Below are 14,129 nucleotides of genomic sequence, written 5' to 3' on the forward strand. Positions count from 1 at the left end.
AAGAAGGGATGGAATATGTCATTTGTGATAGCAACCAGAGCCGCTCATTATGCAGCAGGGCCAAGAAAGTCAGCCCAAGAGCCGAGACAAATCGTTAAAGAACGCAATGCACATCATGAGCAGCAAAACGGCGACACCGCCTTTTTGCAAGCGCTCCATCCATTGCAGGGTGGGTGGCTTGCCAGTGACAGCCTCCCAAAGATAATACATCAGGTGACCGCCATCGAGCACCGGCAGCGGCAGCAGATTGAGCACGCCCAGACTGACACTGATCAGCGCCAAAAAGGCCAGGTATTGGGTGATGCCGACCTCGGCGGACTTGCCTGCGTATTCGGCGATCGTCAGCGGTCCGCTGATGTTCTGCAGCGAGGCCTGGCCAATGACCATCTTGGCCATCATCTTGACCGTCAGCGCCGAGACCTCCCAGGTCTTTTGCACTCCCCGGGCAAAGCCTTCCCAGACGCCGTAGCGCACATCGACCATCGCTGGCGGCGAACCGATAAAGGCGCCCAGACGGCCAATCTTGCTGCCCTTGTCCTCGCTTTGCGTCAGTTGCACCGGTACATGCAGCTGCGCGCCGTTGCGCGACACCAGCCAGTCCTGCAAGGCAGGCACGCCCTGCTCGCCCGATGCACGGATCATGCGGCGCAGCTCGCCGCCATCGCCCACGCGCACGCCGTCGATGGACAGCACCTTGTCCCCCTTGCGCAGCGCCGATTGTGCGGCGGCACTGCCGGCTTCAAAATCGCCGAGCACCGCATCGGACCAGGGGTGGGTCAGACCAATCTTTTCGATGAGCTTGGCGTCGGCCTCGCGGGCATCGATGCTGGACAGCGGCAAGCGGTAGCTGCGCTCTGCAGCACCAGCACCTGGGCGCGCGCTGAGCACCACATCCTTGCCGCCCAGCGCAGCCTGGGCCACAAACCAGCGCAGGTCGTCCAGCGAGCGCACGGCTTCAGGCTCCGCATCCGGGTAACCCATGGACACGATTTCTTCGCCGCCTTGCATGCCAGCCTGGGCCAGCAGGCTGGCAGCCGGCGGCGTGCCGACAATGGCGGCCGGCTCGCGCACGCCCACCCAGTTCACGCAGGCATACAGCAGCACAGCCAGCAGCAGATTGGCCAGCGGCCCGGCGGCAACGATGGCCGCACGCGCGCGCAGCGGCTGCACATTGAAGGCCAGGTGGCGCTCGTGCGCGGCAACCGGTGCCTCACGCTCGTCGAGCATGCGCACATAGCCGCCCAGCGGAATCGCGCTGATGACAAATTCGGTGTCCGCGCCCTTCTTCTTCCAGCGCAGCAGCGGGCGGCCAAACCCCAGCGAAAAACGCAGCACCTTCACCCCGCAGGCGACCGCCACACGGTAGTGACCATATTCGTGCACGGCGATCAAAATGGCCAGCGCAACGACAAATGCAACAACGGTCAACATTGCTCAAGCCCTTGCTTTGAAAAACGCGATTCTACTGAGCCGGGCAATAGCCCTGTCAGACGGCCAGCTCTGCAATGCGCGCTTCGGCGTAGCAACGCACCTCGGCATCCAGCGCAAGCAGTGCGTCAATGCTGCCGGGCGCCTGCGGCAGCACGCCGTCGAGTGCCTGTGCATTGATCTGGTAGATCTGGTCAAAGCGCATGCGGCCATCCAGAAAAGCGGCCACCGCGACCTCGTTGGCCGCATTGAGCACCGTCGTGGTGCCTTCCGCCGCGCGCAGCGCCTGCCATGACAGGTGCAAGCCGGGAAAACGCCGTGCATCGGCCTCTTCAAAGGTCAGCGCCGAGAGCTTGGCGAAATCCAGTGGCGCGGCCCCGCTGGCCACACGCTCGGGCCAGGCCAGGCCACAGGCGATCGGTACGCGCATATCGGGCGTACCGAGTTGGGCCAGTACCGAGGCATCGCGGAACTGCACCATCGAATGCACGATCTGCTGCGGATGGATGACCACCTGGATCTGCTCGGGCTGCAGGTTGAACAGCCAGCGCGCCTCGATCACCTCCAGCGCCTTGTTCATCATCGTGGCCGAGTCGATCGAGATCTTGCGGCCCATCGCAAAGTTGGGGTGGTTGCCGGCTTGCTGCGGCGTCACATCGCGCAAGCTCGATGGCTCGCGGGTGCGGAACGGACCGCCCGAGGCCGTCAGGATGATGTGGTCCACCCGTTGGGGCCAGACCGCAGGGTCTTCCGGCAGGCACTGGAAGATGGCCGAGTGCTCGCTGTCGATGGGCAGCAAGGTTGCGCCACCATCGGCGACGGCATCCATGAAGAGCTGGCCGCCGACGACCAGCGCTTCCTTGTTGGCCAGCATCAGGCGCTTGCCGGCCTTGGCTGCGGCCATTGCAGGGCGCAGGCCTGCGGCGCCGACGATGGCGGCCATCACCGCATGCACATCGCTGTGGGAGGCCACCATTTCCAGCGCTGCCTCACCTTCCAGCACGTCGACCCGGCTGCCCGCGGCCCGCAGGCCTTCGCGTAATGCCGAGGCGGCCGTGGCACTGGTCATCACCGCATAGCGTGGCTGGAACTGCAGGCACTGCGCGAGCATCAGGTCCACGCGCGAATGCGCGCTCAGCGCAAAGACGCGGTACAGATCGGGGTGGCGCGCCACCACATCCAACGTATTGGTTCCAATCGAGCCCGTCGATCCGAGCACGGTAACTTGCATGGTCATCGCGAGGTTCACTTATCCAAAAATTGCAGCAGCATCAGCGCCAACGGCACGGTGGGCAGGATCGCATCGATGCGGTCGAGCACACCGCCATGGCCCGGCAGCAGCTGGCTGCTGTCCTTCATGCCCGCGCTGCGCTTGACCAGCGACTCCACCAGGTCACCTGCAACGCTCATGCCGGCCAGAAACACGCAGGACAGCACCATCAGCCACGGCGAAAAATCCCAGAGCCGGCTGTAGAGGCTGGGCACCTGCGCGCCAAAATGGCGGTCCGCCCAGCTCCACACCAGGGCCATCAGCAGCACACCCAGTGCGCCGCCCCAAACCCCTTCCCAGCTTTTGCCCGGGCTGATGGCAGGCGCCAGCTTGTTCCTGGTGAAACGCAGCCCGAACTGGCGGCCTGCAAAATAGGCACCAATGTCGGCCATCCACACCAGCGCAAACAGCGACAGCAGGAAGTTGACGCCGATCCACTTGGCCTGCGCGATGGCCAGCCAGGCCACCCACAGCGCCAGCACACCGACCACCAGGCGCAGCGCGCGCGGAATGGGCGCCCAACCCGGCACGCCGGCCTTGAGCAGATAGGCGGCCAGCAGCACCCAGGCGGCCCCGGCCACCAGCCACACGCCAGGCAGCGGAGCCTGCGTCCACCCGAGGGCCCAGGCGGTGCCACACAGCAGCAGCGCAACGGCGCCCAGGCCGTAGGCAGCCATGCCCTGCAGACCATTGAGACGCCCCCACTCCCAGGCAGCGGCGACCACGGCCAGCAGCATCAGCGCCGCAAACGGAACGGGATTGCCCGCAGCAATCGCGGGCACCAGGATCAGCAGGAGAACAATGGCCGTAATGATGCGTTGTTTGAGCAAATTGATCTCCTGGAAAAAAGAAAACTGATGCCTGGCGTGCCAGGCATCAGCAGTAGGCGTACTACGAGGGGGACTGGACCAGCTGCTCGGAGATCTTGCCAAAGCGGCGCTCACGCCGCTGGAATTCACCAATCGCCTCGTCCAAGGCCTGCTCGTCAAAATCAGGCCACCACTTGTCACTGAAATACAGCTCCGAATAGGCCGATTGCCACAGCAGAAAATTGCTGATGCGCATCTCGCCACCCGTTCGGATCAGCAGATCGGGGTCAGGCACATGGGCCAGCGCCATCGCATCGTTGAGCGCCCCTTCGGTGATCGGCTGGCCCGCTGCAGCCAGCTTGGCTGCCGCCTGGGCAATGTCCCAGCGGCCGCCATAGTTGAAGCAGACATTGAGCACCATGCGGTCATTGTGGGCCGTCGCCTGCTCGGCCTGCGCCAGCCCCGCCTGCACCTTGGCAGACAGGGAGGCCCGGTCGCCGACAAAGAACAGGCGGATGCCGTCCCGGGCCAGCGATGGCACTTCCTTGGCCAGCGCGCCGGCCAGCAGGTTCATCAGGCCATCGACCTCGTCGGTGGGCCGGTTCCAGTTCTCGGAAGAAAAGGCAAACACGGTCAGCACCTTGACGCCGCGCTCGGCACAGGCCTTGGCGCAGCGGCGCAGCGAGTCCACCCCTTGCTTGTGGCCCGCCAGGCGAGGCAGAAAACGGCGTTTGGCCCACCGGCCATTGCCATCCATCACGATGGCAATGTGGTGCGGTAATACAGCAGCAGTCATGCGCGGAAAAGCAGATCCAGATCTGGATCAGACCGCCATGATGTCTTTTTCTTTTTCGACCACCAGCTGGTCGATCAGCTGGATGTGCTTGTCGGTGATCTTCTGCACCTCGGCTTCGGAGCGCTTTTGGTCGTCTTCCGATGCTTCCTTGTCCTTGACCAGCTTCTTGACGCCTTCGTTGGCATCGCGGCGCAGGTTGCGGATGGCGATCTTGGCGTTTTCGCCTTCGGCCTTGACCAGCTTGGTCATCTCCTTGCGGCGCTCCTCGCTCATCGGAGGCATCGGCACGCGGATCAGGTCGCCCATCGAGGCGGGGTTCAGGCCCAGGTCGCTTTCGCGGATAGCCTTTTCCACTTTGGCCGCCATCGCCTTCTCCCAAGGCGTCACGCTGATGGTGCGGCTGTCGATCAAGGCCACATTGGCCACCTGCGACAGCGGCATCATCGAGCCGTAGTAGTCAACCTGGATGGTGTCCAGCAGCGCGGGATTGGCGCGGCCGGTGCGGATCTTGGTCAGGTTGTTCTTGAACGCGGCAATCGATTGGTCCATCTTGCCTTCGAGATTCTTCTTGATTTCTGCGACTGTCATTGTCAACTCCTAACTACCACATTCTGCACTTGCACACGCCAGCCGCCGGTCAGGCGTACACCAGCGTGCCCTCTTCTTCGCCCATCACCACGCGCTTGAGCGCGCCGCTCTTGATGATCGAGAATACACGGATAGGCAGTTTCTGATCGCGGCACAGGGCAAAGGCCGTGGCATCCATGATGCCCAGGTTGCGGTTCATGGCTTCATCGAAACTCAGCTTGGTGTAGAGCGTGGCATTGGGATCCTTCATCGGATCGGCCGTGTAGACGCCATCGACCTTGGTGGCCTTGAGCACCAATTCTGCGCCAATTTCAGCGCCGCGCAGCGCCGCTGCGGTATCGGTGGTGAAGAAGGGGTTGCCGGTACCAGCGGCAAACACCACGACCTTGCCCTCTTCGAGGTACTGCAGCGCCTTGGGGCGCACATAGGGCTCCACCACCTGCTCGATACCGATGGCCGACATCACGCGGGCGGTCAGGCCCTGCTTGTCCATCGCATCAGCCAGCGCCAGCGCATTCATCACCGTCGCGAGCATGCCCATGTAATCGGCAGTGGCACGGTCCATGCCGACCGAGCCGCCGGCCACACCACGGAAAATATTGCCGCCGCCGATCACGACAGCGACTTCCACGCCCAGCCGCGTCACCTCGGCAATCTCCTCGACCATGCGCACGATGGTGGCGCGGTTGATGCCGAAAGCATCATCCCCCATCAGAGCTTCACCGGAGAGTTTGAGAAGAATGCGCTTGTGGGCAGGGCTTTGGGACATGGTGGAGAGCTCCAGGTGTGGGGATGGGGAAAAAACGATAGGTGAAACAAAGGGGCCGTAGCCCCTTTGTCAGGATGATTACTGGCCCTTGGCGGCCGCAACCTGCGCGGCGACCTCGGCAGCGAAGTCATCCACCTTCTTCTCAATGCCCTCACCCACCACGTAGAGCGTGAAGCCCTTGATCGAGGTGTTGGCGGCCTTGAGCATTTGCTCAACGGTCTGCTTGCCGTCAGCGGCCTTCACGAAGACCTGGTTGAACAGCGAGACTTCCTTGAGGTACTTCTGCACAGCGCCGTCCACCATCTTGGCAGCGATGTCAGCAGGCTTGCCCGACTCTTCAGCCTTGGCGGCAGCGACGGTGCGTTCCTTTTCGATCAGCTCGGCAGGCACATCAGCGCTGGTCAGCGCCACGGGCTTCATCGCAGCCACGTGCATTGCCACGTCCTTGGCCGCTTGTGCGTCGCCTTCGAACTCCACCACCACACCGATGCGGGTGCCGTGCAGGTACAGCGCCAGGTTGCTGCCTTCGAAGCGCTTGAAGCGGCGGAACGACATGTTCTCGCCGATCTTGCCGACCAGGCCCTTGCGCACGTCTTCCAGGGTGGGGCCAAAGCCGTCTTGCTCGTAAGCCAGTGCGCTCAGGGCTGCCACGTCGGCAGGGTTCTTTTCGGACACCAGCTTGGCCGCTGCGTTGGCCAGAGCGATGAAGCTGTCGTTCTTGGAGACGAAGTCGGTTTCGCTGTTGACTTCGATGATTGCGCCGGTGTTGCCTTCCACCACTGCGGCGATCACGCCTTCAGCGGCAATACGCGATGCTGCCTTGCCGGCCTTGGTGCCCAGCTTGACGCGCAGCAGCTCTTCAGCCTTGGCCATGTCGCCATCAGCCTCGGTCAGTGCCTTCTTGCATTCCATCATGGGCGCGTCGGTCTTAGCGCGCAGTTCTGCCACCATGCTTGCGGTAATTGCCATTTTCTCTCTCCGTATTCAGTTCAGTTGGGGTGATTGTGGAAACGTAGGTAAAAAAAACGGGGCTGATGTGGAGCCCCGCTTTTCATTCGCGGCCCAATGGGCAGCCCTGTGGATTAAGCAGCGGTGTTTTCCACTTCCACAAACTCGTCGCCTTCTTCGCCGGAAGCAGCCTTGACCACGTCGTTCACGGCGTTGGCACGGCCTTCCAGGATGGCGTCGGCGATACCGCGAGCATACAGCTCCACAGCCTTGGCCGAGTCATCGTTACCAGGGATCACGTAGTCGATACCTTCTGGGTTGTGGTTGGTGTCAACCACGCCGATCAGAGGAATGCCCAGCTTCTTGGCTTCAGCGATGGCAATCTTGTGGTAGCCCACGTCGATCACGAAAATGGCGTCAGGCAGCGCGTTCATGTCTTGAATGCCGCCGATGTCCTTTTCCAGCTTTTCCAGCTCACGAGCAAACATCAGCTGCTCTTTCTTGCTCATCGATTCCAGACCGGCTTCTTGCTGCGCCTTCATGTCCTTCAGACGCTTGATCGAGGTCTTGACGGTCTTGAAGTTGGTCAGCATGCCGCCCAACCAGCGCTGGTCGACGTAAGGCACGCCAGCACGTTGTGCTTCGGTGGCCAGGATTTCGCGCGCTTGGCGCTTGGTGCCCACCATCAGAATCGTGCCGCGGTTGGCCGACAGCTGCTTGATGAACTTTTGTGCGTCCTGGAACAGAGGCAGGGTCTTTTCCAGGTTGATGATGTGAATCTTGTTGCGGCTACCGAAAATGTACTGGCCCATCTTGGGGTTCCAGAAACGGGTTTGGTGGCCAAAGTGGACGCCGGCTTCCAGCATCTCGCGCATCGTAACGGACATATATCTTCTCCGAAGGTTAGGTCTAAAATTCTGCCCAACTATCACGGCCGCCGTGCCTGCGCACCGCATGCCGCAACACCTTAGGTAGGCAGGTTTGCGATTTCGTTTTGAACCGATGCAGCAAGCTACACTCGGCAAAACCCTAGGATTCTAACATAGTCTGAAGTGGGCCGCGAAGAAGTCGCACCCGCCTTCCAGAGCAGCTGGCGATCTGCCCGCCCCTCCCACATCCCATGAACCACCAGCCAGGCGCACTCAGCTTGACGATTGCTTGCGTTTTTTGAGCCACAGTGGCTACCCTTACAACGGGCATTGCAAAAAACTGGGCACAATCTGGCACTCGAACGCACGGCTTTTGCAAATGCTTGCAGGCGCCGTGCCCCACTCTATGAATGGCCCCCTGTTTTTGTTGTTATGAAGATTGCGATCGTTGGAGCAGGCATTGCAGGTATAGCAACTGCGTTCGAGCTGATGGAAGCCGGCAACGAGGTCAGTGTTTTCGAACAGCACCGGGCAGCCGGCGAGGAAGCCAGCTTTGCCCCTTCAGGGCTGATGTGGCCCTGCGCGATCAATCCATGGGGCGCAACGGCGTTTCAGCAGGCGCTGCAACTGGGCCTGGCGCGCCCGGCATTTTCGGAATTGCAGATCCACGGCGGCGTGCTGTCTTCACCGCGCCGCTGGGCGCGCCGGCAGCAGGCGGTGGCCAAGAAGCTGCGCGACAGTGAAGTCCTTCCTGCACTGCAGTCGCTGGAACTGCTGGCCATGCAGCGCATGCAACACCTGCAGGAAATGCTGGACATCAACGGCCAGTTCAGCCAAGGGCTGCTGCTGCCGCTGCGCAAGGAGCCCAGCGCAGCAGCACTGTACGAGCTGACCCGCCGCCTGTCGGCCGCGCACATTGACTACCAGCGTTGCAACGAGGCAGAGACCCGCGCGATCGAGCCGGGCCTGGCCACCGAGATACAGATCGCCGGCGCCCTGTACCTGCCTGAAGCCTGGTCGGGCAACGGGCGCCTGTTTTCACAAGGGCTGCTGCAAGCGCTGCAAACGCATGGGCTGCAGCTGCACACCCAGCACGCCATCAGCGGCATCCAGAGCACAGGCAGTGGCGTGCGCCTGCAATGGGCGAGCGGCTCGCAGGATTTTGATGCCGTGGTGCTCTGCGCCGGCACCCACACCAACCAGTTGCTGCGTCCGCACCATGTGCAGCTGCCCAGTGCCCCTATCTATAGCTACAGTGCCAGCATCCAGATCAGTGAGGAGTCCCTGGCTCCCCGCCGCGCGGTCATCGATCTGGAAAACAACATGATCCTGACCCGCCAGGGTTCACGCCTGCGCATCAGCGGCGGTGCCGAACTGGGCTACCCCGACAGCCCGGAGCGCAGCGATGACGCACGCCACGCGCTCATCAGCGTGCTGCTGGAGTGGTTCCCGGGCTGCATCCAGCCCAGCCAATCCATCTTGCAGATGTGGCGCGGCGCACGTTTGACCGTTCCCGACGGCCTGCCGGTGGTGGGCGCGTCCGGCATTCCGGGCATCTGGCTCAATACCGCCCATGGCGGCTTTGGCTGGGGATTGTCGATGGGCTGCGCCCACCATGTGCGCCAGTTGATGACCGGGCAGAGCACCAGCACCGACCCCGCTGCGCTGGACCTGCAACGCCTGCGCTGACGCGCCGCGCCGGCCATCGGCGGCCCGTGCCTGCGCTACACCTGCGCTACGATAGCGCCATGCCTGCTACTGCCGCACTGCCCTACCCCGCCCTGCTATCCAGCGACCAGGTGCGCGAGCGCGAGCAATCGCTGGCCCGCACGCTGCCCCACTACAGCCTGATGGCCCGCGCCGGCGCAGCCACGGCACGCCTGGCACTGGCGATCGCGCCACATGCCCGGCATGTCTGGGTGGTGTGCGGTGCCGGCAACAACGGCGGCGACGGCTTGGAGGCCGCCATCCATCTGCAGGCCGCCGGCAAGACCGTGCATATCAGCCTGCAGCCCAGCGCCGGCAAGGCCCTGCCCACCGATGCCGCCCATGCGCGGCAACGCGCCCAGGCAGCAGGCCTGGCCGTCAGCGACCAGCCACCCGCGCATTTCGACCTGGCGATCGATGCGCTATGGGGGATGGGCCTGCGCGCCGACCGCAGCACCCCCGCCGAAGGCCCCGTGCGGGCCTGGCTGCAACGCCTGCTGGACACCGATCGCGATGTGCTGTGCATCGACACCCCCTCGGGCCTGCTGGCCGATACCGGCGCCTGGCTGCCCTGGCTGGCGCCGCTGGCACCGCAAGCACCCCGAGGGCGCCGCTTCACGCTCAGCATGCTGGCACTCAAGCCCGGGCTTTTTACCTTGCAGGGGCGCGACTGGGCGGGCGAGGTCTGGCTGGCACCGCTGCTGGCGCAGAACCCGGTTTGGCGCTGTGACCAGATGCCTGCCGCTGGCATCGATGCCCCCTCAGGCACCGGTCATTTGGTCACCCAAGCTCAAACGCCATTACCCACCCACAACAGCCACAAAGGCCTGTTTGGCGATGTCGCGGTGATCGGCGGCCAAAGCGCCAGCCACGATGGCCAGGGCATGGAAGGCGCCGCCATGCTGGCCGCCAGCGCGGCGCTGCATGCGGGCGCTGGCAGGGTCATGCTGCACCTGCTGGGCAGCAACCCCGCATCGCCCAGACCTGCGGGCATTGCAGCGGACATCATGCTCCGGTCGCTGGAGGCCACGCGCGCCTTGCGCGGCAGCCTGGTGTGCGGCTGCGGTGGCGGCAGCCTGGTGGCCGGAGTGCTCCCCCAGGTCTTGCAGCATGCGGGCAGCCTGGTGCTGGATGCCGATGCGCTCAACGCCATGGCCACCCAACCGGCACTGCAGCAAGCGCTGCTGCAACGGGCAGCCCAGGCCGATACGGCCGGCCCGACAGTGCTCACACCCCATCCGCTGGAGCTGGCGCGCCTGCTGGGCAGCAGCACCGAACAGGTTCAGCGTGACCGCATTGGCGCCGCACGCCAGGCGGCGCGGCAATGGCAGTGCCTCGTGGTGCTCAAGGGCAGCGGCTCGGTCATCGCCGCGCCGGATGGGCGCTATGCGATCAACCACAGCGGCAATGCCCGCCTGTCGATTGGCGGCACCGGCGACGTGCTGGCCGGCTGCATTGGCGCGCACCTGGCGGCCCTTCCGCCCGGCTGCAGTTGGGCGCAGGCCTGGCAGCCGCTGCTCAATGCCGTCTGGCTGCACGGCCATGCCGCCGACACCTGGCCGCCAGCGCGGATGCTGACGGCATCGCGCCTGGCGCGCAGCCTGCAACGGCCAGGCTGACCATCCACCAACCGGCTCAGCCACGCCCAACAAAGGGCATCTTGGTGGCCATCACCGTGTGGAACAGCACATTGCATTGCGGCGGCAGATTGGCCATGTAGAGCACCGACTGGCCCACCACGTCCACATCCATCAACGGCTCGGGCGCTATCTCGCCATGCGCCTGCATGACGCCCTGGGTCATGCGCATCGCCAGCTCGGTGCCGGCATTGCCCACGTCGATCTGGCCCACGGCGATGTCGTACTTGCGGCCATCGAGCGCGGCAGTCTTGGTCAGGCCCATCACGGCATGCTTGGTGGCCGTATAGGCAATGGACATGGGCCGGGGCGCATGGGCCGAGATCGAGCCGTTGTTGATGATGCGGCCGCCCATCGGCGACTGCTGGCGCATCACGCGGAAGGCCTGCTGCAGGCAATAGAACATGCCATTGAGGTTCACATTGACGACATCCTGCCAGGTCTCGACCGGCAGCTCATCGATCGGCACCGCAGGCGCGCCGCGCCCGGCGTTGTTGAACAGCATGTCCACGCGGCCAAACCGGGCCACCGCTGCATCGAACAAGGCCTTCACGGCAACCGGGTCGGCCACGTCGGTGGGCACCACCAAGGCCTGGCCTGCATCTGCCGCATGGCTGGCCACCTCCTGCAAAGGCTGCTCGCGGCGGCCCGCCAGCACGACGGACCAGCCATCCTTCATCAATGCCAGCGCCGCTGCGCGGCCAATCCCGGTGCCCGCACCAGTCACCACTGCAATCTTGCGCGTCTTCTCGGTCATCCGTACTCCTTGGAAAGTTCTCAGCTCAGTGAACAAAAAAGCCAGGCCATCGCTGGGATGGCCTGGCTTCGATCATAGTGAATTCACAGCAGATCAGCGGCGTTTGCGCGGGGTCTTCTGTCCCGGTTGTTTGCTGGCGCCGGCACCGCGGTCGTTGCCACGCGGCTTGCCGGCACCGTGCGCGGCGCCCTTGGCCTTGCGCTTGAGGCTGGCGCGCTGGGCGTCATAGGCTTCATCGCGGCCCTCGCGCTGGCGGCTCGAAGGCGACGATGCCACCTTGTTGGCCGCGCGGGCGTTGGAGGCCGGGGCACGGGCCGCATCCTCGCCCTCGCGCACCAGACGGAAGTCGATCTTGCGCGCATCCAAATCCACACGGCTGACCTGGATCTGCAGGCGCGTACCGATCGTGTAGCGGATGCCGGTGCGCTCGCCACGCAGCTCCTGGCGCATCTCGTCAAAGCGGAAATAATCGCCACCCAGCTCGGTGATATGGATCAGGCCTTCGACATAGAGCTGATCCAAGGTCACGAACAGGCCGAACGAGGTAACCGCAGACACCATGCCGCTGTATTCCTCGCCCAGGTGCTCGCGCATGTACTTGCACTTGAGCCAGGCCTCGACATCGCGGCTGGCCTCATCGGCACGGCGCTCATTGGCACTGCAATGCAGGCCGGCTGCTTCCCAGGCCTGCACTTCGCGCGATACGCGTTGCACGCGCTCGGCCTGCAGCTTCTGCTTGGGTGCCGCCACGCGGCTGGCCAGGCGCTTGGCGAGCTTGGCCTCCGCCTCGCCCGGCGTGGGCAGCAGCGGCAACTGGTAGCGCTTACCCAGCAACGCGGCCTTGATGACGCGGTGCACCAGCAAATCGGGGTAACGGCGGATCGGGCTGGTGAAGTGGGTATAGGCCTCGTAGCCCAAGCCAAAGTGGCCACTGTTGATCGGCGTGTAGATTGCCTGCTGCATCGAGCGCAGCAGCATGGTGTGGATCTGCTGGGCGTCGGGCCGGTCCTTGGTGGCCTGGGCAATGGCCTGGAACTCGGCCGGGCTCGGGTCGTCACTGATCGACAGGCCCACCCCCATGGCCTTGAGGTAGCCGCGCAGAATGTCCTGCTTCTCGGGCGTGGGGCCTTCGTGCACCCGGAAGAGCCCGGGCTGGCCGCTTTGCTGGATGAAATCTGCCGCGCAGACATTGGCTGCCAGCATGGCCTCCTCAATCAGGCGGTGGGCCTCGGTGCGCGTGCGCGGCACGATTTTCTCGATGCGGCCGTTCTCGTCGCAGATGATCTGGGTTTCGGTGGTCTCGAAATCCACCGCGCCGCGGCGGCCCCGCGCCGACAGCAGCGCCTTGTACACGTCATGCAGGTTCAGCAGATCGGCCACGCGCTCCTTGCGCTTGATCGCGTCCTGACCCCGGGTGTTGGCCAGGATGGCTGCCACCTCGGTATAGGTAAAGCGGGCATGGCTGTGCATCACGGCGGGGTAGAACTGGTAGGCCTGCAGCTCGCCATCGGCGGTGACCAGCATATCGGCCACCATGCACAGGCGGTCCACATTCGGGTTCAGCGAGCACAGGCCATTGGAGAGCTTCTCCGGCAGCATGGGGATCACGCGGCGCGGAAAGTAGACGCTGGTCGCACGGTCGTAGGCATCGACGTCGATGGCATTGCCGTTTTGCACATAGTGGCTCACATCGGCAATCGCCACCAACAGGCGCCAGCCCTTGGTGCGGCCGATTTTGGCGGGTTCGCAGTACACGGCATCGTCAAAGTCGCGCGCATCCTCGCCGTCGATGGTGACCAGCGGGATATCGGTCAGGTCGATGCGGGCCTTGCGGTCGGCCAGGCGTACCTTGTCGGGAAGCTTCTTGGCCAAGGCCAGGCACTCGTCCGAGAACTCATGGGGCACGCCATATTTGCGCACCGCAATCTCGATTTCCATGCCGGGGTCGTCGATCTCGCCCAGCACCTCGACCACGCGGCCCACGGGCTGGCCGAACAAGGCCGGCGGCTCGGTCAATTCGACCACGACGACCTGGCCGGTCTTGGCGGCGCCGATCGCGCCATTGGGGATCAGCACATCCTGGCCGTAGCGCTTGTCTTCCGGAGCCACGAGCCAGACGCCGCTTTCCTGCAGCAGGCGGCCAATGATGGGCTGCGCAGAGCGCTCGATGATTTCAACAATGCGACCTTCGGGACGTCCCCGGCGGTCGGTGCGCACGATGCGGGCGCGGACCCGATCGCGGTGCAGTACGGCGCGCATTTCATTGGCCGGGATGTAGATGTCGCTCTCGTTGTCATCCCGGATCACAAAACCGTGGCCTTCACGGTGGCCTTGGACTACACCTTCAATTTCTTCTGACAAATTATCTGCTCCTGTTTTGGAAGCCGTTTTTTTGATATACAATCTGATTCTTTCCTGAAATGCCCAGGTGGCGGAATTGGTAGACGCACTAGTTTCAGGTACTAGCGGGTAACTCCGTGGAGGTTCGAGTCCTCTCCTGGGCACCACAACTCAAAGTGATCAAACCCGCGAAAGCGGGTTTTTTCGTTTC

12 protein-coding genes and 1 tRNA gene are annotated in these 14,129 nt (G+C 63.7%); 3 read left to right on the plus strand and 10 right to left on the minus strand.

The window, feature by feature from the left end; translation table 11 throughout:
- Positions 1 to 69: 69 nt before the first annotated feature.
- From rseP to rpsB, 8 genes are all read right to left on the minus strand, one after another.
- The gene (gene rseP, locus ACHWUQ_RS09630) at positions 70 to 1,431 is read right to left on the minus strand and encodes an RIP metalloprotease RseP (protein ID WP_394680994.1); all 1,362 of its coding nucleotides are present in this window, start codon (positions 1,429 to 1,431) and stop codon (positions 70 to 72) included.
- A 55-nt stretch (positions 1,432 to 1,486) separates the two neighbouring features.
- Entirely contained in the window at positions 1,487 to 2,665 is a 1,179-nt protein-coding gene (ispC, locus tag ACHWUQ_RS09635; protein WP_312455585.1) for a 1-deoxy-D-xylulose-5-phosphate reductoisomerase, read from the minus strand.
- Between the two features lie 8 nt (positions 2,666 to 2,673).
- On the minus strand, positions 2,674 to 3,528 hold the full coding sequence (locus ACHWUQ_RS09640; protein WP_394680995.1) for a phosphatidate cytidylyltransferase: 855 nt from the start codon (positions 3,526 to 3,528) through the stop codon (positions 2,674 to 2,676).
- Between the two features lie 61 nt (positions 3,529 to 3,589).
- Complete coding sequence (gene uppS, locus ACHWUQ_RS09645; RefSeq protein ID WP_312524887.1) at positions 3,590 to 4,303, minus strand: polyprenyl diphosphate synthase; 714 nt, start codon at positions 4,301 to 4,303, stop codon at positions 3,590 to 3,592.
- A gap of 27 nt (positions 4,304 to 4,330) precedes the next feature.
- Positions 4,331 to 4,891, minus strand: coding sequence for a ribosome recycling factor (gene frr, locus ACHWUQ_RS09650; RefSeq protein ID WP_021026558.1), 561 nt, complete (start codon positions 4,889 to 4,891; stop codon positions 4,331 to 4,333).
- A 49-nt stretch (positions 4,892 to 4,940) separates the two neighbouring features.
- Positions 4,941 to 5,660, minus strand: coding sequence for a UMP kinase (gene pyrH, locus ACHWUQ_RS09655; protein ID WP_230771098.1), 720 nt, complete (start codon positions 5,658 to 5,660; stop codon positions 4,941 to 4,943).
- 78 nt (positions 5,661 to 5,738) lie between these two features.
- Positions 5,739 to 6,629: a translation elongation factor Ts gene (gene tsf, locus ACHWUQ_RS09660; RefSeq protein WP_239811594.1), complete on the minus strand. Its 891-nt coding sequence runs from the start codon at positions 6,627 to 6,629 to the stop codon at positions 5,739 to 5,741.
- A 113-nt stretch (positions 6,630 to 6,742) separates the two neighbouring features.
- Positions 6,743 to 7,495, minus strand: coding sequence for a 30S ribosomal protein S2 (rpsB, locus tag ACHWUQ_RS09665; RefSeq protein ID WP_239811593.1), 753 nt, complete (start codon positions 7,493 to 7,495; stop codon positions 6,743 to 6,745).
- Positions 7,496 to 7,909: 414 nt separating this feature from the next.
- Here rpsB and ACHWUQ_RS09670 point away from each other — a divergent pair, with 414 nt between their 5' ends.
- The gene (locus tag ACHWUQ_RS09670) at positions 7,910 to 9,166 is read left to right on the plus strand and encodes an FAD-dependent oxidoreductase (RefSeq protein ID WP_312408640.1); all 1,257 of its coding nucleotides are present in this window, start codon (positions 7,910 to 7,912) and stop codon (positions 9,164 to 9,166) included.
- 59 nt (positions 9,167 to 9,225) lie between these two features.
- Positions 9,226 to 10,803 (plus strand): NAD(P)H-hydrate dehydratase, encoded by a 1,578-nt coding sequence (locus ACHWUQ_RS09675; RefSeq protein WP_394680996.1) that lies wholly within the window; start codon positions 9,226 to 9,228, stop codon positions 10,801 to 10,803.
- A 16-nt stretch (positions 10,804 to 10,819) separates the two neighbouring features.
- On the opposite strand, the gene ACHWUQ_RS09680 is transcribed toward ACHWUQ_RS09675, so the two are convergent.
- Both ACHWUQ_RS09680 and rnr read right to left on the minus strand, forming a co-directional pair.
- The gene (locus tag ACHWUQ_RS09680; protein WP_394680997.1) at positions 10,820 to 11,578 is read right to left on the minus strand and encodes an SDR family oxidoreductase; all 759 of its coding nucleotides are present in this window, start codon (positions 11,576 to 11,578) and stop codon (positions 10,820 to 10,822) included.
- Positions 11,579 to 11,671: 93 nt separating this feature from the next.
- A complete protein-coding gene (gene rnr, locus ACHWUQ_RS09685; protein ID WP_312408635.1) occupies positions 11,672 to 13,981 on the minus strand; it encodes a ribonuclease R in 2,310 nt (769 codons plus the stop codon).
- 19 nt (positions 13,982 to 14,000) lie between these two features.
- Between rnr and ACHWUQ_RS09690 the strand changes: the two genes are divergently transcribed.
- Positions 14,001 to 14,085 (plus strand) — tRNA-Leu (locus ACHWUQ_RS09690).
- Positions 14,086 to 14,129: the final 44 nt, after the last annotated feature.

The organism is uncultured Comamonas sp. (genome assembly GCF_964277875.1).
GTDB classification, from domain to species: domain Bacteria; phylum Pseudomonadota; class Gammaproteobacteria; order Burkholderiales; family Burkholderiaceae_C; genus Comamonas; species Comamonas sediminis.